This window comes from Catenisphaera adipataccumulans, from assembly GCF_014202755.1.
GTDB lineage: Bacteria > Bacillota_I > Bacilli_A > Erysipelotrichales > Erysipelotrichaceae > Catenisphaera > Catenisphaera adipataccumulans.
In genome coordinates, this window is the sequence record NZ_JACHHK010000001.1 from 80,646 (window position 1) to 106,296 (window position 25,651).

The 25,651-nt window shown below is 47.9% G+C and carries 19 protein-coding genes, 3 tRNA genes and 1 other annotated feature; of the genes, 7 read left to right on the forward strand and 15 right to left on the reverse strand.

Annotation, left to right across the window (positions count from 1 at the left end; genetic code table 11):
* Positions 1-48: 48 nt before the first annotated feature.
* Positions 49-1,116: a [FeFe] hydrogenase H-cluster radical SAM maturase HydE gene (hydE, locus tag HNQ47_RS00430; RefSeq protein WP_343052859.1), complete on the reverse strand. Its 1,068-nt coding sequence runs from the start codon at positions 1,114-1,116 to the stop codon at positions 49-51.
* 46 nt (positions 1,117-1,162) lie between these two features.
* Complete coding sequence (locus HNQ47_RS00435; RefSeq protein WP_183326485.1) at positions 1,163-1,468, reverse strand: hypothetical protein; 306 nt, start codon at positions 1,466-1,468, stop codon at positions 1,163-1,165.
* 106 nt (positions 1,469-1,574) lie between these two features.
* On the opposite strand from HNQ47_RS00435, the gene HNQ47_RS00440 reads away from it, so the two are divergent.
* The 4 genes from HNQ47_RS00440 to HNQ47_RS00455 all read left to right on the forward strand — a co-directional run bounded on the left by HNQ47_RS00440 (position 1,575) and on the right by HNQ47_RS00455 (position 7,178).
* A complete protein-coding gene (locus HNQ47_RS00440) occupies positions 1,575-3,239 on the forward strand; it encodes a glutamine--tRNA ligase/YqeY domain fusion protein (protein WP_183326487.1) in 1,665 nt (554 codons plus the stop codon).
* A gap of 103 nt (positions 3,240-3,342) precedes the next feature.
* Complete coding sequence (locus tag HNQ47_RS00445; RefSeq protein ID WP_183326488.1) at positions 3,343-3,819, forward strand: MarR family winged helix-turn-helix transcriptional regulator; 477 nt, start codon at positions 3,343-3,345, stop codon at positions 3,817-3,819.
* On the forward strand, positions 3,812-5,545 hold the full coding sequence (locus tag HNQ47_RS00450; protein ID WP_221247910.1) for an ABC transporter transmembrane domain-containing protein: 1,734 nt from the start codon (positions 3,812-3,814) through the stop codon (positions 5,543-5,545). The genes HNQ47_RS00445 and HNQ47_RS00450 overlap by 8 nt, the downstream gene beginning before the upstream one ends.
* Complete coding sequence (locus HNQ47_RS00455; protein WP_183326490.1) at positions 5,538-7,178, forward strand: ABC transporter ATP-binding protein; 1,641 nt, start codon at positions 5,538-5,540, stop codon at positions 7,176-7,178. Before HNQ47_RS00450 ends, HNQ47_RS00455 begins: the two co-directional genes overlap by 8 nt.
* A 29-nt stretch (positions 7,179-7,207) precedes the next feature.
* On the opposite strand, the gene gltX is transcribed toward HNQ47_RS00455, so the two are convergent.
* Positions 7,208-8,674, reverse strand: a complete 1,467-nt coding sequence (gltX, locus tag HNQ47_RS00460) for a glutamate--tRNA ligase (protein ID WP_183326492.1) — start codon at positions 8,672-8,674, stop codon at positions 7,208-7,210.
* Positions 8,675-8,767: 93 nt separating this feature from the next.
* On the opposite strand from gltX, the gene HNQ47_RS00465 reads away from it, so the two are divergent.
* Complete coding sequence (locus HNQ47_RS00465; protein ID WP_183326494.1) at positions 8,768-9,916, forward strand: patatin-like phospholipase family protein; 1,149 nt, start codon at positions 8,768-8,770, stop codon at positions 9,914-9,916.
* A 72-nt stretch (positions 9,917-9,988) separates the two neighbouring features.
* Here the strand turns inward: HNQ47_RS00465 and trhA are convergent, their stop codons facing one another.
* A complete protein-coding gene (gene trhA, locus HNQ47_RS00470) occupies positions 9,989-10,708 on the reverse strand; it encodes a PAQR family membrane homeostasis protein TrhA (RefSeq protein ID WP_425486185.1) in 720 nt (239 codons plus the stop codon).
* A gap of 143 nt (positions 10,709-10,851) precedes the next feature.
* Here trhA and HNQ47_RS00475 point away from each other — a divergent pair, with 143 nt between their 5' ends.
* Positions 10,852-11,988 carry a cation diffusion facilitator family transporter gene (locus HNQ47_RS00475; RefSeq protein ID WP_183326496.1) on the forward strand — a complete coding sequence of 379 codons (1,137 nt, stop codon included), beginning with the start codon at positions 10,852-10,854 and terminating at the stop codon, positions 11,986-11,988.
* A 62-nt stretch (positions 11,989-12,050) separates the two neighbouring features.
* Here HNQ47_RS00475 and HNQ47_RS00480 read toward each other — a convergent pair whose 3' ends face one another.
* The 5 genes from HNQ47_RS00480 to HNQ47_RS00500 form a co-directional block, all read right to left on the reverse strand.
* Positions 12,051-12,662, reverse strand: coding sequence for a hypothetical protein (locus tag HNQ47_RS00480; RefSeq protein WP_183326497.1), 612 nt, complete (start codon positions 12,660-12,662; stop codon positions 12,051-12,053).
* Positions 12,663-12,736: 74 nt separating this feature from the next.
* Positions 12,737-13,282, reverse strand: a complete 546-nt coding sequence (locus tag HNQ47_RS00485; protein ID WP_183326499.1) for an NUDIX hydrolase — start codon at positions 13,280-13,282, stop codon at positions 12,737-12,739.
* A 46-nt stretch (positions 13,283-13,328) separates the two neighbouring features.
* Positions 13,329-13,405 (reverse strand) — tRNA-Arg (locus HNQ47_RS00490).
* 4 nt (positions 13,406-13,409) lie between these two features.
* Positions 13,410-14,036 carry an HAD family hydrolase gene (locus HNQ47_RS00495; RefSeq protein ID WP_183326501.1) on the reverse strand — a complete coding sequence of 209 codons (627 nt, stop codon included), beginning with the start codon at positions 14,034-14,036 and terminating at the stop codon, positions 13,410-13,412.
* Between the two features lie 22 nt (positions 14,037-14,058).
* Positions 14,059-14,135 (reverse strand) — tRNA-Arg (locus HNQ47_RS00500).
* Positions 14,136-14,215: 80 nt separating this feature from the next.
* On the opposite strand from HNQ47_RS00500, the gene uraA reads away from it, so the two are divergent.
* A complete protein-coding gene (uraA, locus tag HNQ47_RS00505) occupies positions 14,216-15,469 on the forward strand; it encodes a uracil permease (RefSeq protein WP_183326502.1) in 1,254 nt (417 codons plus the stop codon).
* Between the two features lie 92 nt (positions 15,470-15,561).
* On the opposite strand, the gene HNQ47_RS00510 is transcribed toward uraA, so the two are convergent.
* The 6 genes from HNQ47_RS00510 to HNQ47_RS00535 form a co-directional block, all read right to left on the reverse strand.
* On the reverse strand, positions 15,562-16,278 hold the full coding sequence (locus HNQ47_RS00510) for a hypothetical protein (RefSeq protein ID WP_183326504.1): 717 nt from the start codon (positions 16,276-16,278) through the stop codon (positions 15,562-15,564).
* 28 nt (positions 16,279-16,306) lie between these two features.
* A tRNA-Leu gene (locus tag HNQ47_RS00515) sits at positions 16,307-16,392 on the reverse strand.
* 68 nt (positions 16,393-16,460) lie between these two features.
* On the reverse strand, positions 16,461-17,489 hold the full coding sequence (locus HNQ47_RS00520; protein WP_183326505.1) for a bile acid:sodium symporter family protein: 1,029 nt from the start codon (positions 17,487-17,489) through the stop codon (positions 16,461-16,463).
* Positions 17,490-17,532: 43 nt separating this feature from the next.
* Positions 17,533-17,762, reverse strand: a binding site (T-box leader).
* Positions 17,763-17,887: 125 nt separating this feature from the next.
* Positions 17,888-20,539: a Cna B-type domain-containing protein gene (locus tag HNQ47_RS00525; protein WP_183326507.1), complete on the reverse strand. Its 2,652-nt coding sequence runs from the start codon at positions 20,537-20,539 to the stop codon at positions 17,888-17,890.
* A 300-nt stretch (positions 20,540-20,839) separates the two neighbouring features.
* Positions 20,840-23,803, reverse strand: coding sequence for a Cna B-type domain-containing protein (locus HNQ47_RS00530; protein ID WP_221247911.1), 2,964 nt, complete (start codon positions 23,801-23,803; stop codon positions 20,840-20,842).
* Between the two features lie 113 nt (positions 23,804-23,916).
* On the reverse strand, positions 23,917-25,650 hold the full coding sequence (locus tag HNQ47_RS00535) for a class I mannose-6-phosphate isomerase (RefSeq protein ID WP_183326511.1): 1,734 nt from the start codon (positions 25,648-25,650) through the stop codon (positions 23,917-23,919).
* Position 25,651 lies beyond the last annotated feature (1 nt).

A 25,651-nucleotide genomic window follows, 5' to 3' on the forward strand; every position in this document is an offset into this window, starting at 1 on the left:
GTGAAAAGAGTGTCATTGCCAACTTCCTACTTGGAAAATTCCTTGTCGTCAGATGTTCTTTTTGTCACCGCGGTCGGTGACGACTTGATAACCAATGGAAAGCATGCGCCGTTCCAGGCAGCCCCGGCACTGCGCACTTTCTTCCCCGGTACAAATTTTATTATCATAAAGCTGATAGTCCTTCCGCACTTCGGTCGGTGATAAGTTCGGCATCACCACGTTGGCGCCGGACAGCACACCTTTTTCCCGTCCCTTCGGATCCATCGTTCCCAATGCCGTCGTAGCCGGCAGCAGGACATCCGGACAAATCAGCCGGATCAGCGCCAGCAGGTAACAGGTCAGATCGACCGAGCCGGCCGGAAAGTCTTTCAGCGGTGTCTGGCCATGCGGAATGAATGGGCCGATGCCGCACATCTCCGGTTGAAAGGTTTCAATAAATTTCAGATCTTCTGCCAGATGACGTGCTGTCTGATACGGTGCACCGATCATCATGCCGATACCGACCGCATATCCGATGTCCCGCAGCGTACGGATACAGTCCATTCGATGCGCAAACGACATCGTTGAAGGATGCAGGAGCCGGTAATGATCCGCGTCGGCGGTTTCATGCCGCAGCAGATAGCGCTCCGCTCCAGCTTCATACAAGCGCCGATAGCTTTCGGCGCTGCGTTCGCCTACGGATAAAGTGATCGCACAATCCGGATAGCGCTCATGGATCTCTGATACAATGGCACACAGCCGGTCGTCCGTAAAATATGCATCTTCCCCGCCTTGCAGGACAAAAGTCCGAAAGCCCAGCGCATGACCGGTTTTGCAGGAGGAAAGGATCTCTTCCTGGCTCAAGCGGTAGCGGCGCACGTGCGGGTTGTCTTTACGGATGCCGCAGTAATAGCAGTTGTTGCGGCAGATGTTGGTAAACTCGATCAAGCCGCGCACATAAATGTCCCGTCCGTATATCGAACGGGTGATCTGAACGGCTTTATGCCGGATCCAGTCATCGGTCTCCGGGGTGCGGTTTTCGATCAAATATTCATAATCTTCAATGGCCAGCGCATGTTCTTTTTCCAGTTTCTGGATGCGCTGGATGATTCCTTCTCTGCTTGTGATATTTTTCACGACCTCATTGTAACATAGGTCCTATGTTTTGCAAAGGAAAACGGCTTTATAAGCCGATCAATGTCATTTCATCATATTGCTTATATACGTCTGCCGCCCAATCCTGCATTTCCGCAAACACTTCACTGCGGGCGGCCAACTGTTTCCATTCATCCGCAACGACCGTCGTGATGCCGTATGAATCGAATTCCGGAATAATTTCTGTGATCAATTCTTTCAGTTCGAGATCATCAAAGATCTCTACATTTAAATATAAGGAGTCTTCGTTGCCGGTACGGCCGTCATACGGCCCCGGCATGAACTCAAAATAATCGCCGTCTTCGCATTCATCAATATGGTTCGCGTATTTCATGTCCTCATCATAACATACTTTTTCTTTTCTTGCGGCGCTTTTCGGAAGTATAGACTATAGGTTAAAACTTTGGTAGAATTAAGTATTATCAGGAAGGTGATCTTTCATGGAAGAGACGAATAGTAAAAATTTTATCGAACGGATCATTGATCAGGATCTGGCTGACGGCACCTACACCAAGGTCGTGACCCGTTTTCCGCCGGAACCCAATGGTTATCTGCACATCGGTCATGCGAAATCGATCCTGCTGAACTACGGTACGGCGCAGAAATATCATGGTGATTTCCATCTGCGTTTTGACGATACCAACCCGACAAAAGAAGATACGGAATACGTGGATTCGATCGTCAAAGATGTGGAATGGCTCGGCGCCAAGTATGTCGGCGGCGTCCGTTTTGCATCCAATTATTTTGATCAGATGTACGAAATTGCCGAAAAACTCATTCAAAAAGGAAAAGCTTATGTCGACGATCTGACGCCGGAGCAAATGCGCAAATACCGCGGCACGCTGACCGAACCGGGCAAAGAGTCGCCTAACCGCAATCGCCCGATCGAAGAGAGCCTGGATTTATTCCGGCGGATGAAAGCCGGCGAGTTTGAAGACGGCGCTCTGGTGCTGCGGGCCAAGATCGATATGACCAGCCCGAACATGAACATGCGCGATCCGATCTTATATCGTGTTGCTCACCAACATCACCAGAATACGGGGGATAAATGGTGTATTTATCCGATGTATGATTTTGCGCACCCGATCGAAGATGCGATCGAAGGTGTGACCCATTCTTTGTGTACGCTGGAATTCGAAGACCATCGGCCGCTGTACAACTGGGTCGTACGGGAAGCCGAATTCCCGAATCCGCCGAAACAGATCGAGTTTGCGAAAATGTACGTGACCAACGTCATCACCGGCAAACGCTACATCAAACGCCTGGTGGAACAAGGCGTCGTGGACGGCTGGGACGATCCGCGGCTGGTGACCATCGCTGCCCTGCGCCGGCGCGGTTTCACACCGGAATCATTACATAAATTCATGGAGATCACAGGGGTTTCCAAAAGCAACTCCTCTGTGGATTATGCGCTGCTGGAATACTGCATCCGTGATGATCTGAAACCAAAAGCACCGCGGATCATGGCTGTGCTCGATCCCATCAAGCTCATCATCGACAACTACCCGGAGGATCAGGTGGAATACATGGATGCCAAGGTCAATGTTGAAAATCCGGACCTGGGCATGAAAAAGATCCCGTTTGAACGAGAATTATATATTGAACGCAATGATTTTATGATCGATCCGCCGAAAAAATACTACCGGATGTTCGTGGGCAATGAAGTTCGTTTGATGAATGCCTACTTCGTGCGCTGCACCGGCTATGAAACGGATGAAGACGGCAATGTGACCGTCGTACACGGCACATACGATCCGGAAACGCGCAATGGCAGCGGCTTTAAAGGACGAAAAGTCAAAGGGACGATCCACTGGATCCCGGTCCATCACTGCATCGATGCGGAAGTTCGTTTATACGAAAATCTGGTTGATGAAGAAAAAGGCGTCTACAACGAAGACGGTTCTGTCAATCTGAATCCGCATTCTTTAACGATCAAGGAACATTGCTTCGTCGAAGAGACCGTCCGCGCCAATAAGCCCGGCGATCAATTCCAGTTCGTGCGCAACGGATACTACAATATCGATCCAAAAGATACCACAGATGATCATCTGGTTTTCAACCGGATCTGCGAACTGAAAAGCTCCTTTAAATTACCGAAAAAATAAAGATCGACCTCTTCGTAAGAAGAGGTTTTTTTCTATTGTATTCATAGAAAGATGTATTATCATATAGTTAGATGATACTACATCTTTCTAAGGAGGAATTCCAATGGACCATACCATCCGTGACATCACAAAGATCGCCCGTGAGGTGTCCAAGTTTACTGCCCGGACCATGCGGGCGGAAGGCATCGGAACAGCAGAATTTGATTTTCTGCATGTTATCCGTAAAAATCCAGGCATCACCCAGGCAGAGATCCGGGCGATCCTCGGGCTGGATAAAGGCGCCTGCGCCCGACGGGCATCGAGCCTGAAAGCTAAGGGATATATCATAAGCAAACAAAATCCGGCAGACGGGCGCAGCCAACTGCTCTATGCGACCGAAAAAGCCGACCGACTGAAACTTTCCAAAGCAACTATCGAAGCCATTTATTACGACTGGCTCTACGAAGGTCTGTCCCCGGAGGACCGGCAGACGTTCTCCCGTCTGCTCCGCCAGCTTTATCTGCGCAATAAACAGGAATCAAAAGGCGGATTTGAACATGTAACAGAACGAATCGAAAAAGAGGCGAAACTGCATGAATGAACCGATGAAACATCCGGATCAGATCGCATCCTATTTTAAAGCCGAGATCCCCCTGCTGATCGTCATTACCATCTCAGGACTGATCTATAACATCGGTATGGCTGCCGGGCCGTATTTTGAAGGCCAGCTGGTCCAGTGCCTGGCCGATATCCTGCAGCACAAACGATCCGCTGCAGCTATGGTTTCCATTGCCGGCTGGTATGTCGGCGTGATCCTGCTGGTACAAGGCATGCGGGCCGTCAAACGCTTCGGGGTCCGCCGCTTCGCAAACAACACCAGCCGCCGGATGCGCGGCATCCTTTATGATCACCTGATCTATACGCATGATGCAGCGGAAGACAGCGGTTCCTTGATGACCAAAGCCATTGCCGATGTGGATGCCTGCGCGGAAGGAATGCGGAAGTTTACGACCGAATTGTTTGATACCGGCGTGGTCATGATCACCTACATTGTCATGCTCCTGCATTACGATGTCCGGCTGACGCTTTTGTGCTGCGCCTTCACGCCGCTGGCCTATTTGGCAGCAGACCGTTTGAAGGTGCGGGTCACCGCTGCCAATGAGGCATACAAACAAAGCCAGTCAAGTTTAAATGATGACACGATCGACCGCATCGAACATGCGCTGACATATCGCCTGTTCGGACAGGAACAAAACCGGAATGCGCATTATGAAAAAGCCCTGCAGGATTATGAAACCAAAAGTGCTGCAGCGAACCTATACGAAAGTGCATTAGCTCCTTTGTATGATGCGATCGCGATGATCGGTGCAGTGATGGTCATTTATTTTGGTGCCCGCAATGTCATCGGCACCGGATGGACCGCATGGAATCTGGCCGCCTTTACGACCTTTCTTTCCTGCTTCACGAAACTCGCCGTAAAGACCAGTCATGCCGCAAATTTGTTTAATGCGGTACAGAAAGCGGAAGTATCCTGGCAGCGGATCCGCCCGTTTATGGCCGAGCCGGCTGCCGATGATTTCGATCCGCAGCATGAACCGCTCCAGCCGGCCGTCCTGAGCTGGCAGGATGTTTCCTGCGGTTATCAGGCACCGGATCAGCTTTATCATGTTTCTTTTACCGCACGCCCCGGCCAGATCATCGGCATCACCGGCGCCGTGGCATCCGGCAAGACGCTGATCGGCAAAGTACTGGTGGATGAAGCCGTCTATACCGGTTCGATCACCGTCAACGGACAGGAATTCCGCTCTTTGAGCGAAGCACAGAAGTGCTGCTTCTTTTCATACATGGGGCATGATCCGGAATTGTTGGACCGCAGTCTGACTGAAAATATCGCTTTAGGGCGGTCTGTCGATGTCCCGGAATATGTCCATCAGACCGCACTGGACGAAGATCTGAAGAGCATGCATAAAACAGCAGCCGATTCGATCGGTTCCCAGGGCAGCTTATTATCCGGCGGCCAGCAGGCCCGCGCCGCCCTGGCCCGTACATTGGCTCACAGCCGTTCGATCCTCGTGCTGGACGATCCTTTTGCCTCCGTTGATCAGCAGACTGAGACAAAGATCCTGACCACACTGCGGACCCGTTATCAAGATCGTACGATCTTGATCCTCTCCCACCGGCTGTATCATTTTCCTACGTTCGATCATGTCTTGTTTCTGCATGACGGCACCGCTTCTTTTGCGGACCATGAAACATTGATGCGTGAACAGCCAGCTTATCGGGCTTTATTTCAGAAACAATCGCAAAGGAGCGATGAACATGCATAGCGAACACTGGATCCGTCGTTCTGCCGGTCAGGTCATCCGCCGGCATAAAAAGCGCACTATCTTGCTTGGTGCTGTGATCATCGGCGCTGCCGGCACATCGCTTCTGCCGCCGCTGGTCCTGGAACAAATCGTCAATCGATTGAGCCAGCATCAGGCGATTTCCTTTTCACTGGCTGCCTTCTATCTGTTATTGATCGTGCTGGCCGATGGCTTGACGGCCATCCAAAATGCCTGGATCACGATATTTGGACAGAAGCTTACCCATGAGATCCGTTCGGCATTATGCGCGAAGCTGGATCGGCTGCCGGCAGATTATTACCATCATCATCCGGCCGGCAAGATCACCTCGCTCTTCATCAATGACGGGGATGCGATCGATGTTTTGTACAGCGACGGCGTCATCAGTATGTTTGCGGACAGCCTGCGCGTGATCGCCATTCTTTGGGTGATCTTCACGCGTTCAACGGGTCTGGGTCTTTTGATCCTCGCGGTCCTGCCGGTGCTGTACGTGTTTACACGCATCTGCAGAAAGCGGATCCGCCAAGCCCAGCTGGACAACCGGCGTGCTATTGCCAAAGTCAACAACCATGTTCCTGAGACACTGCGCTGTATGCGGATGATCCGTACGCTGCATGTGCAGCGCTATATGGAACGCTCCTACGATGAAGCGATCCGGGAAAGCTACCAGGCCATGGATCGTTCCAACTTCATCGACAGCATCTATTCGCCGGTCATCTTGTTTGTACAGGCTTGTTTGTGTGCCCTGATGATGGTGCTCGCGGTCCGCAGTCCTGCCTGGCGTGCCTGGTTCGGCATCTCGGTCGGTTCGGCCGTGGCGATGATGGCCTATATCAGTCAGATTTTTTCCCCGTTGGAAAACATTGGTATGGAGATCCAGAACATCCAGGCAGCCGCCGCCGCGATCCGGCACATGGAAGAATTCTTCAACGAACCCAACTGGCAGCCTAGATGCACCGATCCTATCCCGAAATCCGGGATCCTTCTGGATCATGTGACCTTTGGTTATGATCCGGCCCGTCCTGTGATCCGAGATCTGTCCTTTACGGTCCGCCCCAATGAGATCGTCACCTTGACAGGCCGGACCGGCGCGGGAAAATCAACAATATTCCGGCTGCTGACCGGGCTCTATCAGCCGCAGCACGGTTCGATCTATCTGGCCGGCCAATGTCCATGCGCGATCCCCGAACACGAAAAGCGGAAGATCTACGGCTGCGTGGAACAAGATTTTCCAACGGTGCCTGGTACGGTACGTGATCAAATCACGCTTTATGACGGCACATTGAGCGATAAAGATGTCCTTCAGGCCTTAAAACTGGCCGGCTTGAAAGATACGGTCGATCAGCTGCCGCAGGGACTGGATACCCCGATGCATGAAGAACTATTTTCCCAAGGGCAGATGCAGATGTTGGCGATCGCCCGCGCGGTTGTCGCCGATCCGCAGGTCCTGCTTCTGGATGAGATCACGGCCAATCTCGATGCCCAGACAGAAGCACAGATCATACAGGCGCTGAAGGAGGCATCCGCCAATCGGACCGTGTTATCTGTTTCTCACCGGATCAGCTCAGCCATCGGTGCTGACCGGACCATCGAGATCCCTACTTTGGATCCATAAAAAAATCCCGCTTCGATGCGGGATTTTACCTATTCTGGATCGTTCAGATCTGCTTCCAGGCGGTCGATGCCCAGCTGCAGACGGCGCAGACTTTCTTCTTTGCCTAACATGTATGCCAGTTCGATCGCACCGCCCGGCGTTACGCGTTTGCCGGACAGCGCCGTGCGGATCGGCCAGAGCACGACGCCGTTCTTGACGCCGAGCTGCGTCGGCAGCGCCATCATCGTTTCCTGAAGAGTTTCTTCGTTCCAGTCGGTCAGCGGCTGCAGCGCGTCGACTGCGGCTTTCAGTGATACGACTGATTTCTCCTTGGTGGATTTCTGCCGTTTGTGGCGGTACATTTCCAAGTCATAGTTCTCATCGAAGTGATCGAGGAAATCCACGGGTTCGGAAATGTCATCCTGGTTCAGACGCTCAATGCGCGGCTGGATCAATTTGGCAATATAGCGCAGATCATATTCTTTTTCGACTGCTTTTTCCAAGTACGGACGGACCGCTTCATAGAATGTTTCATCATCCATGTTTCTTAAATATACACCGTTCATCCATGTCAGTTTTTCAATATCGAAGATCGCCGGACGCTTGGAAATACGGTGAATATCAAAGATCTTGACCAGCTCATCCAGCGAATAGATTTCTTCATCGGTTTCCGGGGACCAGCCCAGCAGCGCAATATAGTTGATGATTGCTTCCGGCAGATAGCCTTTGGCTACCAGATCCTGGAAGCTGGCATCGCCGTTGCGCTTGGACAGTTTGTGTTTTTCATCTTTCATGACCGGCGGCACATGGACGTAGGTCGGGCGCTCCCATCCGTAGGCATCATAAAGCATATTATATTTCGGCGTACTGGATAAATATTCGTTGCCGCGGACCACATGAGAAATTTCCATCTGGTGGTCATCGATGACATTCGCAAAATTATAGGTCGGATAGCCGTCTGATTTCAGCAGCACTTGTTCGTCTAAATCATCCGCATCCACATCGATCGTTCCATATACTTGATCTTCGTAGGAGGTCATCACATGTTCCGGAATGGTCTGACGGATGACATAGGGTTCGCCGGCATCCAGTTTGGCCTGGATCTCATCCTGGTATAAATATTTACAAGGATCATCGAATTTAAAGGAATCCCCCTGCTCTGCTCGTTGTTTTTCGAGATCTTCCTCTTTGCAGAAGCAATAATGTGCACCGCCCAGTTCGATCAGCTTTTCGGCATAGCCTTTGTACATCGGCAGCCGTTCGCTCTGGATATACGGTCCGAAGTCACCGCCGATGTCCGGTCCTTCATCCCAATTCAGGCCGCAGGTTTTCAAGGTATCATAAATGATCTCAACAGCTCCTTCAACCTGACGTTCCTGGTCGGTATCTTCAATGCGCAATAAAAAATCGCCATCATCATGTTTGGCAATTAAATATTCAAATAACGCGGTCCGTAAATTTCCGATATGCATATATCCCGTCGGACTCGGGGCAAATCGCGTACGTGTTTTTTTCATGATCGTTCTTCCTCTCATCAACACGCTCATTATAATGGAGTTCGGAAAAAAATACAATGACGGAAACACAAGGCTGCGTGCTACAATGTAAGTATGAATGAAAACGATTATGGACTGGTTTTTGCGGGCGGCGGCACCAAAGGTGCCTATCAGGTCGGTGCCTGCCGGGCCTTTGATGAGCTGCATCTGCCGATCCGCACCGTGCTCGGTGTTTCGATCGGTGCTTTGAATGCAGCGCTGTATGCCCAGGGGGATCTGGATCTATTAGAAGAACTGTACCGAAACGTTGAGATCGATGATATTATCGGACTGCCGTCTTCCGTCGATATCGATCCGGAAAAGAACCTGCTTTCGCCGGGCAATGCGGTCGAACTGGCACATGCCAAACTGCGCAATGAGATCCCGAACAATGAACCGCTGCGCCGCCTGCTGGAAAAATACGTGGATGAAGAAAAGATCCGGAAATCGCCCATCGAAATGGGTCTGATCACTTACAATACGGAAAAGAAAGCCGGTGACGAATTATTTATCGATGATATACCGGAAGGCATGCTGATCGACTACCTGCTTGCCTCGGCTTGTTTTCCGATCTTCGCGCCGCAGGAAATCGATGGTGTGGCTTACCGGGACGGCGGCTACTACGATAATATGCCGGTCAATACCTTGGTCAAACGGCACTTCAAGAAGATCATTCTGGTGGATATTGCGGGCGTCGGCCGGATGAAAAAAACAGAGGATCCCCACGTGAAAGTCAAAACGATCCGGCCGAAGGAAGACCTGGGCGGTACCTTTGATTTTGATCGTTCAAATATTGATAAAAACATCCAGCTGGGGTATTTTGATACGCTGAAAGCTTTTCATGATCTGACGGGCCGGTACTATTATTTTCCGGTTGCCGAATATGAAAATTTATTGGAACGTTTTTCCCTGGATGAAATTGATGGGTTGGAAGAAGCCGGCGCGATGTATGACATTGAACGGTTTAAAAAGTGGAAGGCCGATGATTTTCTGAAACAAGTCATGGCGGCCTATCAGCAGGAAGAGGCTTTGTATCAGGCAGATAAAAAAGATCTGCATCTTGCTTCGGTGCGCAACTACATCCGCAAAGGAACCGGTATTGCGGTCACGGTGGATCTGCTGCGCCATTACCCGGCTTTGATCAAGGATCTTTGGATCCAGAAAGCGGTGGAGAATTACCTGAAAGCCGCGGCTGGGATCATTGCCTGCCAAAACGAACAATAGCTGCCTTACGGCAGCTATTTTTTTCACTTCAGAAATGGATCATCATGTGTATAAATATCGATCATTGCACGTCTAGATCATAAAATATAACATGGCCGTCATGTGACAAAGCGAAGCAGCAATGATCAGCAAGTGCCAGATAAAATGGAAATAGCGCTTTTCCGGAAAACTGTAGAAAGCGGCACCGATAGAATACAGCAGGCCGCCGGCGATCAGCAGACCGATAAAAAGCCATGAAGTTTCCCGCAGCAGCACCGGGATCAGGAAAATTGCCATCCAGCCCATGACCATATAAATCGTCATCGACAATTTTGGATGCGATTGGGAGGATCTCACTTTCAGCAGGATGCCGAATAAGACCATGCTCCATTCCACGATCAGAACGATTTTCTGGATCGGTCCGGAAAGCATCGTTAGGCAGACTGGCGTATATGATCCGGCAATCGCAAATAGGATCATAATATGGTCCAATTTTCGGAAAACCAGTTTATAACGTGTACCGTACGGCGCCAGATGATAAAGGCAGGAAGTCATGAACATGAGCCACAGCGACAGCAAGAAGATCGAACTGCCCAGTGCATAAGGGACACCACCGATCAAATAGCTGCGGACCGCAAAATATGGCAGTGCCAGCAGCAGTAAAAACGCCATGACACCATGGCTGACAGAGTTGGCGACTTCTTCGCCGAAGGTCAGCTGGAATGGATGCGCCATATCGGGATGGTCTTTGCTTGCCTGACGGCGGCGCAGGCGTTCCTCTTTTGTTTCATATTTTAAATCCATCATATTCATATGAACCACCTTCTTTTATTCGTATTCTAGTTGACTGAGTTCTAATTGTCAATACATCTAGTTTTAAAAACTAGATGATTTCGTAAATTATTCTTTTTGTATCTTGTAGTCATTCCTTTTATAATAGTGAACGGAGGCCCACTATGAATCAAACTCAAAATCGGGATGCCCTGATCGTGCGGACAAGCGTTGTCGGCATCCTTACAAATTTATTCCTCGCTGCATTCAAGGCAGCCATCGGCATTTTATCGAATTCCATCGCGGTGACACTGGATGCGGTCAATAACTTGTCCGACGCGGGCAGTTCGATCATTACGATCGTCGGCACCAAGCTGGCGGCCAAGCCGGCCGACCGTCAGCATCCTTTTGGCTACGGCCGTATCGAATATCTCACTGCCGCCATCATTGCGGTGATCGTGCTGTATGCGGGGATCACGTCCTTATCCGAATCGATCCAGAAGATCATCCACCCGGAGACACCTTCCTATTCCATGTTGGCGCTGACGATCATCACGGTCGGTGTACTGGTCAAGTATGGTTTAGGTAAGTATGTGAAAAAGAACGGACAGATGGTTCATTCTGATTCCTTGATCAATTCCGGACAGGATGCCCTGCTGGATGCGGTCATTTCTGCTTCTACCTTGGCAGCTGCCGTAATTTTTATCTTATTCCATGTTTCATTGGAAGCTTATCTCGGTGCCGTGATCTCCGTTTTCATCATCAAATCGGGTCTGGAGATGCTTCGGGATACGCTTTCGCAGATCCTCGGCCAGCGTGCGGATCCATCATTGATCGTGAAGATCAAAAAGATCACGGACAGCTTCCCTGAGGTACACGGCACGTACGATGTCGTGCTGCAGGATTACGGTCCGGACTATTATACCGGTTCGCTGCACATCGAAGTAGATGATACATTGACTGCCTGTGATATCGACCGGCTGAATAAACAAATCACGTATCGTGTGTACGAGGAACTGAATATCATACTGACAGCCATCAGTGTGTACGCCGTCAATACCCAGGATGAAACCATCATCACGATGCGCAAGACCATTGCGGATATTGCCTTCCGCCATGAAAATATCCTGCAGATGCATGGATTTTATGTCGACCAAAGTGAAAAAGTCATTCGCTTCGATCTGGTCATCAGTTTTGACGAACCGGACCGCATGGCCTTGTGTCAGACGATACGGTCAGAGGTTCAAAAAGCTTATCCGGACTACAAGATATATATCGTGGTCGACAATGACATCAGTGAATTGATCCAGAAGGATGCGTAGTGCATCCTTTTTTTATAAAAACACCTTCGGCCGGCTGCCGGCCGAAGGTGATCTGCTCGTCATTATTTTTCCTTAAAATAATAAACTTCCAACGGTTCGTTCTTGTCTCTCATCTTACGCTTCCAGTCGAAGTATTCATAGACGGCCAGAGCGATCAATCCAAGAATGGCAACGACGATGCGGGCCGTCGTGCTCGTGCTGGCCGTATAGACTTCGTTGACCGCCGTACTGCTCGACGGCAGTACATACCAGCTGATAAACAACATACATACGGACAGCAGGATATTATAGGCAAAATTCTTGCCGAATCCGCCCGGCGTCAGGGTCGCAAATGCGATCGACGAAGCGACCAGGACCGGCAGATGGAAATAGTTGATCAGAAAATTTGTGATGATCGGTACAAAGATCAGCTGCAGCACAATGAAAATAATATTGTGGTGCGGATTTTTTAATACGCCGATGTAGGCTGAGATCTTGCTTGAAACAATGATGACGATCATGGCCAGACCGACCCAGTGGATCAATGTCCACGTTTGGGTCAAATAAATGGTCGGATCGATGGCCAGGATGATGATGGCTACAGCGATCGTCAAAAAGATGGTGATTTTATTGATATATTTACAAACGGTTTGAGCCGTTGTCATTTTGGATGCGGCTTGTTCAATGTTATCCATGTGAAACCTCCTCGTTGTTAATGGATGATAGTCCCCTTTTCCAAGAAAGTCAACGGCCAAATTGATGAATGCCTTTACATCGAATTTCGTGCCCAAAGCCAGGCAAGAATGTGAATAGCTTGTTCAAAATGGCCTTCTTGGGTCATGTTCTGCAGCTGTTCATCGGTACACGTCGATACTTGCAGGAATTCTGTGTCATCGAGGTGCTGCCGGCTGACTTTTCGGCAGTTTTCCGCTTTAAAAATATAGGCATAGTTATCAGCTATTGTCGCATACGACGGTACCGCCAACAAGTATTGCCAGGAATCCGATTCATACCCGGTTTCTTCTTTTAGTTCCCGGCGGGCTGCCTGTTCCAGCGTTTCGCCGGATTCGATGCCGCCGGCTGGAAATTCTGTCGTCACCTTGCCCAATCCATGGCGGTACTGATGCACACATAGGTACCGGCCGTTTTCATCCGATGCGACGATCACGACATAGTTCTGCCGGCTGATATTATAGAAAGGTCTGCCGATGGTGCCGTCGGGAAAACGGTAAGCCGTCTCACGCAGGTCGATCCATTGATTTTTGATAATTTGTTTTTCTTCGATCCGTTTCCATTCCAAGTCTTTCTTGTTCATAAAATCTCCTTTAAAAAAAATCGGGACAGTCCCGATTTTGTTTACATGGCGTCCCCGAGAGGATTCGAACCTCCGACCTACCGCTTAGGAGGCGGTTGCTCTATCCAACTGAGCTACGAAGACAAGCCTAGATCACTTGTGTGAAGTCATTGATCGTCTCCACGTTCAAAGCTTCCATTTCTGATTTATTATCTTCATTTACGATCCCGATACACTGAATCCCTAGCTGCCGGGCTGTATCGATCGCGTAGGCAGAATCCTCAAACATCAGTGTCTCCTGCGGTTCGGTCTGAAAATAATTGAGTGCCATTTGATAAATTTCCGGTTCCCGCTTCGTCAGGCGCAGATCCTGAGCAGAGAAAATGCGGGCAATATCTTTCTGCAGATCAAAACGATTCAATACGGTCTCTGTGAGTGCTGTTGAGTTTGACGTCACGACTGCCATGTCCATATCCTGGGCAAACTGTGTCTGAATGAATTCTTTTACGCCTGGTTTGAGCGGCACATGATACCGGTACTCGCTGTCGATATAATCGGCAGCTTCATGGATCATTTCTTTCATCGAAATCTGCGGCATGAACTTTTTTTGGATGTTCTGCAGCACTTCCGGATAGGTCATCTGAAAATAATGGGGTTTGTCCGCTTCAAAGTCCGATGGAATATGATACAAATCATATAAGTGACGAATCGAATTTTCCCACACGTACATGGAATCAATAAGGGTTCCGTCTAAATCAAAAAGAATCGTATTCATATTTTTTCCTCTAACTAAAAAATGGTGCGCCTGACAGGGGTCGAACCTGCAACCGCCAGAATCGGAATCTGATACTCTATCCAGTTGAGCTACAGGCGCATCACTTATTGCATTATACAAAGTTTCTTTGGATTTTGCAAAAAATATGTTATAAATGAAAAGGTTTAGGAGGAGAAAAAATGGCTAAAAGAATTATTCAAGTGGATGAGAAGGTCCCTTTGAAACAGAGCATTCCGCTGAGCATCCAGCATATGTTTGCGATGTTCGGTGCCAGTGTCCTGGTTCCGTTCCTGTTCGGCATCAATCCGGCCATCGTGTTATTGATGAACGGAATCGGCACCTTGTTGTTTATATTCATCACGAAAGGCAAGGCACCGGCCTATCTGGGCAGCAGCTTTGCCTTTATTGCGCCGGCCAATATCGTTATCGCTAAATTTGGATATCCGTATGCGCTGGGCGGTTTTGTGGTCACCGGTTTCTGCGGCTGTCTGCTGGCCTTGCTGATCAAGAAAATCGGTACAAAATGGATCGATATTGTGCTGCCGTCCGCTGCTATGGGCCCGGTCGTTGCATTGATCGGCTTGGAATTGTCCAGTTCGGCTGCCAGCACGGCAGGCTTGCTGGATAAGACCGTGGATCCGCGCAATGCCTTGGTGTTCTTCGTCACCTTAGGAGTTGCCGTGATCGGCAGTGTTTGTTTCCGGAAGTTTCTCAGCGTCATTCCGATCTTGATCGCGATCATCTGCGGCTATGTGACCGCATTGTGTGTCGGCATCGTCGATTTAAGTCCAGTGATGCAGGCATCCTTCTTTTCGCTGCCGCATTTCCAGGCACCGAAATTTGATTTCAATGCGGTCATGATGATCCTGCCCGTATTATTGGTCATCACTTCAGAACACATCGGACATCAGATCGTGACCAGCGAAGTAATCGGCCGGGATTTACTGAAGGATCCAGGTCTGCATCGCTCGATCTTTGCGGATAACTTTTCGAGCATGCTTTCGGGTTTGGTCGGATCGGTCCCAACGACCACATACGGCGAAAATATCGGTGTCATGGCAATCACCGGCGTCTACAGCGTACAGGTCATTGCCGGTGCGGCGATCTTATCGATCATTTGTTCGTTCATCGGTCCGCTGTCAGCTTTGATCCAGTCTATCCCAGGACCTGTCATCGGCGGTATCAGTTTCTTATTATACGGTATGATCGGTACCAGCGGTCTGCGCATCCTGGTCGATAATCATGTAGATTATGCCAAGTCATCCAATCTGGTGCTGACTTCGGTGGTCTTTGTGACCGGGCTGAGCGGGGCTTCGATCTCGATTGGTGCGACCGTCTTAAGCGGTATGGTGCTGGCCTGCATCGTGGGCATGCTGCTGAGCTTGTTGTTCTATCTGCTGGACCGCGCTCATTTACTGAATCCGGATGCGTAAGCGATCAAAAGGACTCGATTTCAAATCGAGTCCTTTTTTATGTGTCTTAGTTGATTTGCAGCATTGTAAAAAAAAAGATACCTTGCGGTATCTTAATGATTGAATTGATCGGCCTGATCTTCCGGGATCGCGAATTCATCGGTTACTTCCTGGTCAGCATACTTGGTCTTGCTCATCATTTGTTTGACAAGATTATCCACATGCAGACGGTTGGTTTTATCCGCTGACTCTGGTGCCAGTAAATACGCCGTAACCATGTAATAGTTATTGTTGTCGGCATCAAAAATGCAGTACGATGTCTGATATTGGAAGGAACTGGTATCTTCCGGAATGGAACGGATCACTTCGCAGTAGTTGTTCTCATCCCCGCGGAACGTATAATACGCCGCCGCATACTGTGAATCCGCCTGCTGGGTCTGAGAGGCCATTTCGCTTTTGGTCAAGATCGGCATTTGATCGAAATTGCCGCCGTTGGAACTTTCCATCTTCGTGATCGAAATAGCAACTGTTTCATTTGTGTACAGTTTTGTCTGTCCGTAACTATAAGTGATCGAACCTAGTTCGTCGTTCTTTTGCTGATCCTGGATCTCCATGCCTTCCGGCAGCAATACTGTCTGGCCGACACCTTCCAGTTCAACTGTGTTGTCTGGATCTACATAACTGTTCGTGGTTTTTGTTTGTGTAGATTCGGTTTGTGTTTGTTCCGTAGAGGAATCTTGAAATATATTGGATGCCATTCCGAGCGCCATGCCTCCGACGATCACAACAGCAATGATCCGGATCACCCAGATCCTGAATTTCTTTCCCATTGTATGCCTTCTCTCTTAAATAAAAAAATGGTGAGGCCGATGCGACTTGAACGCACACGAGATAACCTCACAGCCCCCTCAAAGCTGCGTGTCTACCGATTCCACCACGGCCTCATAATTCCCTTGCTTATTTTATCCTATTTCCGCAAAATACTCAATAAAAAAAGAGAGCCTGTGCTCTCTTATGCTTGTGCGTGTTCCAATGCGTCCGCTGGTTCCGTTTCTTTCCGACGATCCAGCCAAGCAAAGAATCCTGCCAGGATCGTTCCGGAAATCGAGTGCCATACACAAGATACAGCGGCGATGATGGCTGCATCCGGCATCGCGGCAAACTGCGCAGTGGTCGTTGCCAAGTTCGTCGCCATTCCGGCATTCTGCATTCCGACCTCGATCGAAATCGTACGGCGTTTGGCGACATTCATCCGTGTCAGGATACCGACACCATAACCGATCAAGTAACCCAGCGCATTGTGCAAGAAAACCGCTAAGAAGATGATGACGCCCGATTCAAAGAAGCTGGCTCCCTGCGAATTGATGACACCGCCGACGACAAAGGCCAGGCCCAATACCGCAACGCCCGGCATCAGTTGTTGGAAATCACGGAACCCGGCATACTTTGACAACGTTGCATTCAATGTAAATCCAACAGCGACTGGTAAGATGACGGTCTCGATGATCGAAACAAACATCGGAAAAGCCTGAATGTGGACCGTAGCACCGCTGGCCAGCATCGAAACCAGCAACGGCGTCATGATCGGTGACAACAAGGTCGATGCGGTCGTCATGCCGACAGAGAATGCGACATCTCCATGGCAAAGATACGACATAACATTACTGGAAACGCCGCCCGGGCAGCATCCGACCAGGATCAGTCCCAATGCCAGCGCATCCGGCAATTGAAGCAGATGAACCAAAGTGTAAGCAAGAAACGGCATGACCAAATATTGTGCGGCTGCACCGATAAAGATATCCAACGGCCGCTGCGCCAGGATCTTAAAATCCTCCGTTGTCATGCTCATGCCCATGCTCATCATGATGATACCGATGATCAATGTCTGACTGGTAAAACGGTTAGAGGCAAAATCCGTAAACCATGCATGATTGACCCAAGCCATCCAGGCCGGAACGATAAATGTGATGACCGCAAATCCGATCACGACTGCCGAAGTGTGATCGGACATCCATTTTGCGGCTGCTTGTAATGTTTTCATATCTGACTCCTCCCCACAAAAAAATCCCTCTGACTCTTTCAATCAAAGGGACGAAAAATATTCCGCGTTACCACCCTAATTCCGCAGGCATGCCTGCGACTCTTTACGTACCAACATACGCTTCCTGATGACGGAGGATTCCGGCGATGCTTACTATTTTCAGCACGCTTCTTAGAGAGGATATCGACAAACTGCGAACGATCTGTTTTCACCAGCCACAGACTCTCTGCACGTTCCTGCATCTTTGCGACGTGTTCTCATCAACGAATTTGAGGGATTCAATTGTTTACGGTTGAAATTATATCACTGTGCTTACATTTGTCAAATGAAAATTTTCATTTCATGCTTTACATTCGTTACATTCAAAAAAAACGGGCAGGAATTCCTGCCGTCTTCAATTACTTCGAGATACGTTTTCTTCGGATCATGATGACCGCAAGTACCGCTGCCATCATCAGTACCAAATCTGCCAGGATCGGCATAGCCACACCGGTCTTCGGTACCGCTGCTTTTTTTTTCTTTGCCTTTGGCTTGTTCGTTTTTTTCGTATCCGTTTTCTGTTCCGGGTCTGCCGGGCTTGTATTCGTGATCGTAAAGCCGTCGTTCATATTGCCGTCATAGGACGCGTTGTATTCATCGCCGTTTTCTTCGGTAACCTTATACTTCATTTCTTTGCCGTCTTCACTGTATTTATTGGCTTTAAACGATGCCTTCCAAGCCCTGGTTTCGGTTTCATCGGTCTTACCATCCAATGTGATCGTCTTGCCCGTATCGGCCCATTCTTTGCCGTCTGTGCTTGACAGCAGCTTGACCGTCACGGCTGCGCGGGATTTACCGCCTTTCCATTTCTTCACAACTGGAATCGTTACCTGCTTCGTGCTCGGCGCATTCGTGATGGTGAATCCGTCTTCAACTGAACCCGTGATTTCAGAATCATATTCTTCATTTTCTTCTGCCACGGTATATTCGTATTCATCGCCGTTTTCATCGTATTTTTTCAAGCCTTTGAAGGATGCTGTCCAATCATTGTCCGCATTCAGAGTCAATTGGTCACCGGTCTTTTCACCGTTTCGAAGCAGATCCACAGTAACCGAATCACCGGATGCACCGTCTGTCCAGATCTTGTTGACAGATATTGTAAGTCCAGTGTTGGTAATCGTAAAGCCTTCCTCTGCCGAGCCTGTAACGGTTGACTCATACCCGGTGTTTTTTTCTTCCACGGTATACTTGTATTCATTGCCGGTTTCATCATACTTTTTCAGGCCTTCAAACGATGCTTCCCAGTTATTATCCTCATTCAAAGTTACTTGGTCACCGGTCTTTTCACCGTTTCGAAGCAGATCCACAGTAACCGAATCACCGGATGCACCATCTGCCCACTGTTTATTAACCTTTACTTCGACAGCTTTGTTCGTAATCGTAAAGCCTTCCTCTGCCGAACCTGTAACGGTTGACTCATATCCGGTGTTTCTTTCTTCCACGGTATACTCATATTCAATGCCATAGGAATCATATTTTACCAAATCAGTAAATGAATCCGTCCAACCATTATCCGCAGTCAGAGTCAAACTATTTATTTTCGTACCATTTCTAAGCAAATCTACAGTAACTGAATCGCCGGATGCACCATTTTCCCAAACTTTATTAACATTGATATTTATTTTTTCATAGTTGGTTACAGTAAAATTGTAACCGTTGCCCTCATCAATTTTAACTATATATTGATCTGAATTCCTTTCTTTTACACTATATGTAATTTTCTTTCCATCATTATCATTTCCCGGCCATGAACCAAAATCAGCAATCCAGCCATTGTCTGGACTTAGAGTTACAGAACTTCCGGTATATTCTCCATTTTGATAAAGATCTATGGTGACAGAATCAGCTGGTGTACCATACCAAACTTTCTGTACAGAAATTTCCTTAGTAGAAACATTTTTTAGCCTATACCCTTGTACACCATTAATGATTGCCTTTTGATATGTCGGCTGATAACCGATCTTTTCAGCACCGACTTCACGGACCGTATACTGAATTTCATTGCCGTCCGCATCATATTTGGGTAGATTATCCCATTGATAAATACCACCGTTGTTCATGACTTCCTGCAGCGTCACCGCTGAAGTATCTGCCTTTTTTGCGGCTTTGCGCAGTCGTGAATTCTTCGTGCTCTGCAGCTGGCTGATCGGCTTTTCGTTGCCGGATGTATCAATATAGAACAGCTGCATCGTTACATTTTCCGCATTCATCGATTTCTTAGCGCGCCGCACAGAAGTTCGCGAACTGGATGAAAGAAATACTTTATTGACTGAGATACTGGTCGTTTGATTCAGTTTTGCGGCACTGCGTTTTGGTTTGGCAGATGCCTGATAATGGAACACAATTGTTTCGTTTTCAGTTAACTGCGCACGAACCGTACCGGAATCATCCACAGCTTCATAGTAGGTCTTATCATTTTTATCTTTCTTTCGCACCACATCAGTGACTGCCGTTCCATCTTCCAGTGTAATGTCCGAAAGTGTATAACCATCGACCTTTTCCGCATTGTTCGATAACGATTGTTTATCTTTATCCTTAAATAACAAGATAAACGTACCCGTGTCTGAAACTTTTCCGTCTTCACTGACATAAGATGCTTTCAACGTGATTTGATCCGACGTCGTCAGGACCGTTGTCTGAGTTGTCTTTGAATCAGCTGTCGCCGCCGAATCGGACGTTGCTTGTTTTGACGTCGATTCAGAACTGTCTGCTGAAGGATCTTCTGTTGCCTGCGTCTCTTCATTGGATCCAGACGTTGCCTGTGTTTCATCACTAGATTCAGTTGTCTGCGTCTCTTCATTGGACCCAGAATCGGAAGACGTCTGTGTTTCATCATTCGTTTCAGAAGATGTCTGTGTTTCAGTCACTTCTGTTGTGCTTTCTGATGGATCTGCAGTCGATTCTGCAGATGTTACGGACTGCACCGTAGGAACACATAAACTCAGTGCTAAGATCCATGCCATCAATACGCGCAGAAACCAAGATACACTTCTGCTGCGTCGTTTCTTCATACTACCACCCTCTACTTCCTAATGGTTCTAAGTATTATAGAATCTTTTATCTGTTTTGTACAATATATAATTACTATGCCTTATATCATTTTTGAAGAGCATGAAATATTTTAGCTGCTCTTTTATATTTAATATCAACAATGGACCATAAATTTGCTCATTATTCGTCTTTTTGTACTGCATCCTGACAGGACAAAGTCAGTATACATCTTTTATCGAATACGATTGTGGAAGTTCAAGAAGATCATTATTTACATTTATCGCATTAAAAAACGGACAGGATTTCCTGTCCGTCTTCAATTACTTCGAGATACGTTTTCTTCGGATCGTGATGACCGCAAGTACCGCTGCCATCATCAGTACCAAATCTGCCAGGATCGGCATAGCCACACCGGTCTTCGGTACCGCTGCTTTGTTTTTCTTTGCCTTTGGCTTGTTCGTTTTTTTCGTATCCGTTTTCTGTTCCGGGTCTGCCGGGCTTGTATTCGTGATCGTAAAGCCGTCGTTCATGTTGCCGTCATAGGACGCGTTGTATTCATCGCCGTTTTCTTCGGTAACCTTATACTTCATTTCTTTGCCGTCTTCACTGTATTTATTGGCTTTAAACGATGCCTTCCAAGCCTTGGTTTCGGTTTCATCGGTCTTACCATCCAATGTGATCGTCTTGCCCGTATCGGCCCATTCTTTGCCGTCTGTGCTTGACAGCAGCTTGATCGTCACGGCTGCGCGGGATTTACCGCCTTTCCATTTCTTCACAACTGGAATCGTTACCTGCTTCGTGCTCGGCGCATTCGTGATGGTGAATCCGTCTTCAACTGAACCCGTGATTTCAGAATCATATTCTTCATTTTCTTCTGCCACGGTATATTCGTATTCATCGCCGTTTTTATCATACTTTTTCAGGCCTTTGAAGGATGCTTCCCAGTTATTATCCTCATTCAGAGTCAGCTTGTCTATTTTCTTACCGTTTTGAAGCAGATCCACGGTAACCGAATCACCGGTTGCACCGTCTGCCCAGATCTTATTGACTGATATTGTAAGTCCAGTGTTGGTAATCGTAAAGCCTTCCTCTGTTGATCCGGTGATCGTTGTGTCATAACCAGTGGTTTCTTCAGAAACTTTATATTTCAGCTCTTTACCATCTTTACCATATTTATTCGCCTTAAACACTGCTTTCCAAGCTTCGGTCTCTGTTTCATCGGTCTTGCCGTCCAGTGTGATCGTTTTGCCTGTATCGGTCCACTCTTCACCATCCGTGCTCGACAGCAGTTTGATCGTCACGGCTGAACCTACGTTGTCATTTTCCCATTTTTTTGTGATAGGAATCGTGACTTGCTCCGTACTTGGTGAGTTACTGATGATGAAACCGTCTTTAACTGAGCCTGTGATTTCCGTATCGTATTCTTCATTTTTTTCTGCCACGGTATATTTGTATTCATCACCGTTTTCATCATACTTTTTCAGGCCTTCAAATGTTGCTTCCCAGTTGTTATTCTCATTCAAAGTTACTTGGTCGCCGGTCTTTTTACCGTTTTGAAGCAGATCCACGGTAACAAAATCGCCGGATGCGCCGCCTGCCCACTGCTTATTGACCTTGACTTCGACAGCTGTGTTGGTAATCGTAAAGCCTTCCTCTGTTGATCCGGTGATCGTTGTGTCGTAACCAGTGTTTTCTTCAGAAACTTTATATTTCAGCTCTTTACCATCTTTACCATATTTATTCGCCTTAAACGATGCTTTCCAAGCTTCGGCTTCTGTTTCATCGGTCTTGCCGTCCAGTGTGATCATTTTGCCCGTATCGGTCCACTCTTTACCGTCCGTGCTCGACAGCAGTTTGATCGTCACGTCTGAGCCTACGTTGTTGTTTTCCCATTTTTTTGTGATAGGAATCGTGACCTGCTCCGTACTTGGTGAATTACTGATGGTAAAACCCCTTTCTGCTGAACCCGTGACTGTCGTCTCATAATGTCCATCGGTCTTTTCTTCTATAGTATATTCATAGGTTTCACCAGTATCTATATCGTAAGGCATCTGATATCCAAATGACCCTGTCCAGCCATTATCTGCACTCAGAGTCAAACTTTTTATATTCGTACCATTTCTGAGCAAATCTACAGTAACTGAACGGCCGGATGCACCGTTTGCCCAGTTTTTACCAACTGTAATATTAAGCATCGGCGTATTTGTGATCTTAGATCCCCATACACCATTAATCATTGCTTTTTGATACGTCGGCTGATAGCCGATCTTTTCGGCACCGACTTCACGGGCCGTATACTGAATTTCGTTACCGTCCGCATCGTATTTTGGAAGATCATCCCACTGATAGGTGCCGCCGTTGCTCATGACTTCCTTCAGCGTCACTGCCGAAGTATCTGCTTTTTTCGCTGCTTTTCGCAGTCGTGAATTCTTCGTGCTCTGCAGCTGGCTCACCGATTTCTCATTGCCCGATGCATCAATATAATACAGCTGCATCGTCACATTTTCCGCATTCATCGATTTCTTGGCACGCCGAATAGAAGCTCGTGTGCTGTATGAATCAATAGTTTTAGTGATTGAGTAACTCGTTGTTTGGTTCAATTTTGCGGCACTGCGTTTTGGTTTGGCAGATGCCTGATAATGAAATACAATTGTTTCGTTTTCAGTCAACTGTGCACGAACCGTACCGGAATCATCCACCGCTTCATAATATGCTTTATCATTTTTATCTTTCTTTCGTACGACATCAGTAACGGCTGTTCCATCTTCCAGAGTGATATCCGAAAGTGTATAACCATCGACCTTTTCCGCACTGTTCGATAAAGGCTGTTTGTTTTTATCCTTGAATAACAAGATAAATGTACCCGTGTCAGAAACTTTTCCGTCTTCACTGACATAAGATGCCTTCAGTGTGATTTGATCCGATGTCGTCAGGACTGTTGTCTGAACTTCCTTTGAATCAGCTGCCGCCGTTGAATCAGATGTTGATTGTGTTGGATCCGATTCAGAACTGTCCGCTGAAGGATCTTCCGTTGTCTTCGTTTCATTGTTGGATTCGGACGTCGTCTGTGTTTCATCACTGGATCCAGACGTCGTCTCTGTTTCGTCATTTGTTTCCGATGTTGTTTGTGTTTCAGTCACTTCCGTCGTGCTTTCTGATGGATCTGACGACGATTCTGCAGATGCCGCAGACTGCATCGTCGGAACACATAAACTCAGTGCCAGGATCCATGCCATCAATACGCGAAGGACCCAAGACATACCCTTGTTGTGATGCTTTTTCATAAACTACCTCTCTATCCAAATTGTTCTTATTATATAGTATCATTTAATATATTACAATAGACATTACATTATAATATGCCAATAAAAAAACCCGCTTCCGCGGGTTTAGACATTTATTCAGCTTTCGGGCTCCGGACATACGCCCGGATCACACCGATACGATCCTTTGTATCATTTACGATCTTATAACCATGGCATTGTGCCGGAACAATAAATGTCTCCGCATAATGCACAGTAAACGGCGCAAACGAACCATCCGTACTTTCGATCATACAGTGATCTCCTTCGATCAAATTCAGCATATTCACATTGTTCCGGTTATCGATCTGGACTTGATCCTCGATCCAGTACCGACGTGATTCCAAAAATTCGAGTTCATGCAGACCAGTATGTTCCTCCGTATAATGTTCGTTGGATTCAATGGTCTGGAACGCATCTACCAGGTTATCCATGACCCAAGGGGTCGTGCGGTCCCACTGAATAACTTTTTCTCCATGGTCAATGTGCACCGGACGCGGCAGACCGTCCAATCCGACCCGGGCCCAGTCCCAGAGCTTGAACGTAAAATTATACGGCGTCGCACTGATTTCCAGCACCATCGCGTTCTTTCCGGAACAATGGATCGTACCGGCCGGAATCAAGAAATGGTCATGTTTTTTGGCCGGTATCTTATTGACATACTTCTCCGCATCAAAGAGACATTCCCCGCGGTTGGCGCGGCGCAGTTCTTCCAACATCTCTTCGCGGTCGACATTTTCTTTCAAACCCAGATAAACACAGGCATCCTCACCGGCATCCAACATATAATAGCTTTCATCCTGGGTATAGGCCATTCCGAACTGGCGGTGGATATATTCTGTCACAGGGTGCACCTGCAGCGACAGGTTCTGTCCGCCCATGGTATCCAGGAAATCAAAACGAATCGGGAATTCCGCACCAAAACGTGCATACACCTGCGGACCGAGCAGTTCCTTCGGATGACGTAAGACCAGATCCATACACGGAATTTCCATCACCGCATTGCCAAAATCCAGATGCAAGGCATTCTCTTCCGGCACGCCGTCAAATGACCATGCATAATTATCCGCTTCCGGATCCAAATTGCATACCTTTTTCATCCATTGACCGCCCCAGACACCGGGATCAAAATACGGCACGGTACGGAATGGCTGGTTTGCCACTTGACACAGACCTTCCCGCAGCGCTTTGCCGCTGACCATCTTCGGATGATCCGTATCGTTGGTGTCGATGAAATAATCGACGCGGTCAAAGATCGTCATCTTATGCTTATCGGCAACGCGCCATTCCACATAGTAACCGCGCTTGATCTTCTTCAAACTGTCTTCTTTATAATTGGTACATTGATAATTCGGCATGCCGTCACGATAGCGCAGGGTGATTTCCCAACGTGCCATATCCAAATAACATAGTACATCGCCCGGATGGACCAGCGCTGCGCCAAATCCATATACGACAACACTGCCTTCTGCTTCCTGCACCGTTTTTTTAGCCTTGGCCAGGCGCTGCTCATCAATGAAATCCATCAATTCGCCATAATACATATGCGCAAAGACACGGTCGTCTGTCAAATAATATTTCAGCTGTTCATACAGCGTTTCTTCCTCTTTCCAGACATCATGCATATCAATCAGCACATCTGGATCCAGCTGCTGACGGATCTGTTCCAACAGTACGCTGTCATCCACACCTGGATACGCATCCATGCACAGTACCTTGGCCGTCTGCATTTCTTCTTTCAGCTTACAGAAAATGTCCGTATACCCGGTGACGGCAGCATTTTCATAGCCGACCACCTTGGTTTTCGGAAAACGATCGTAGTTGCTCATA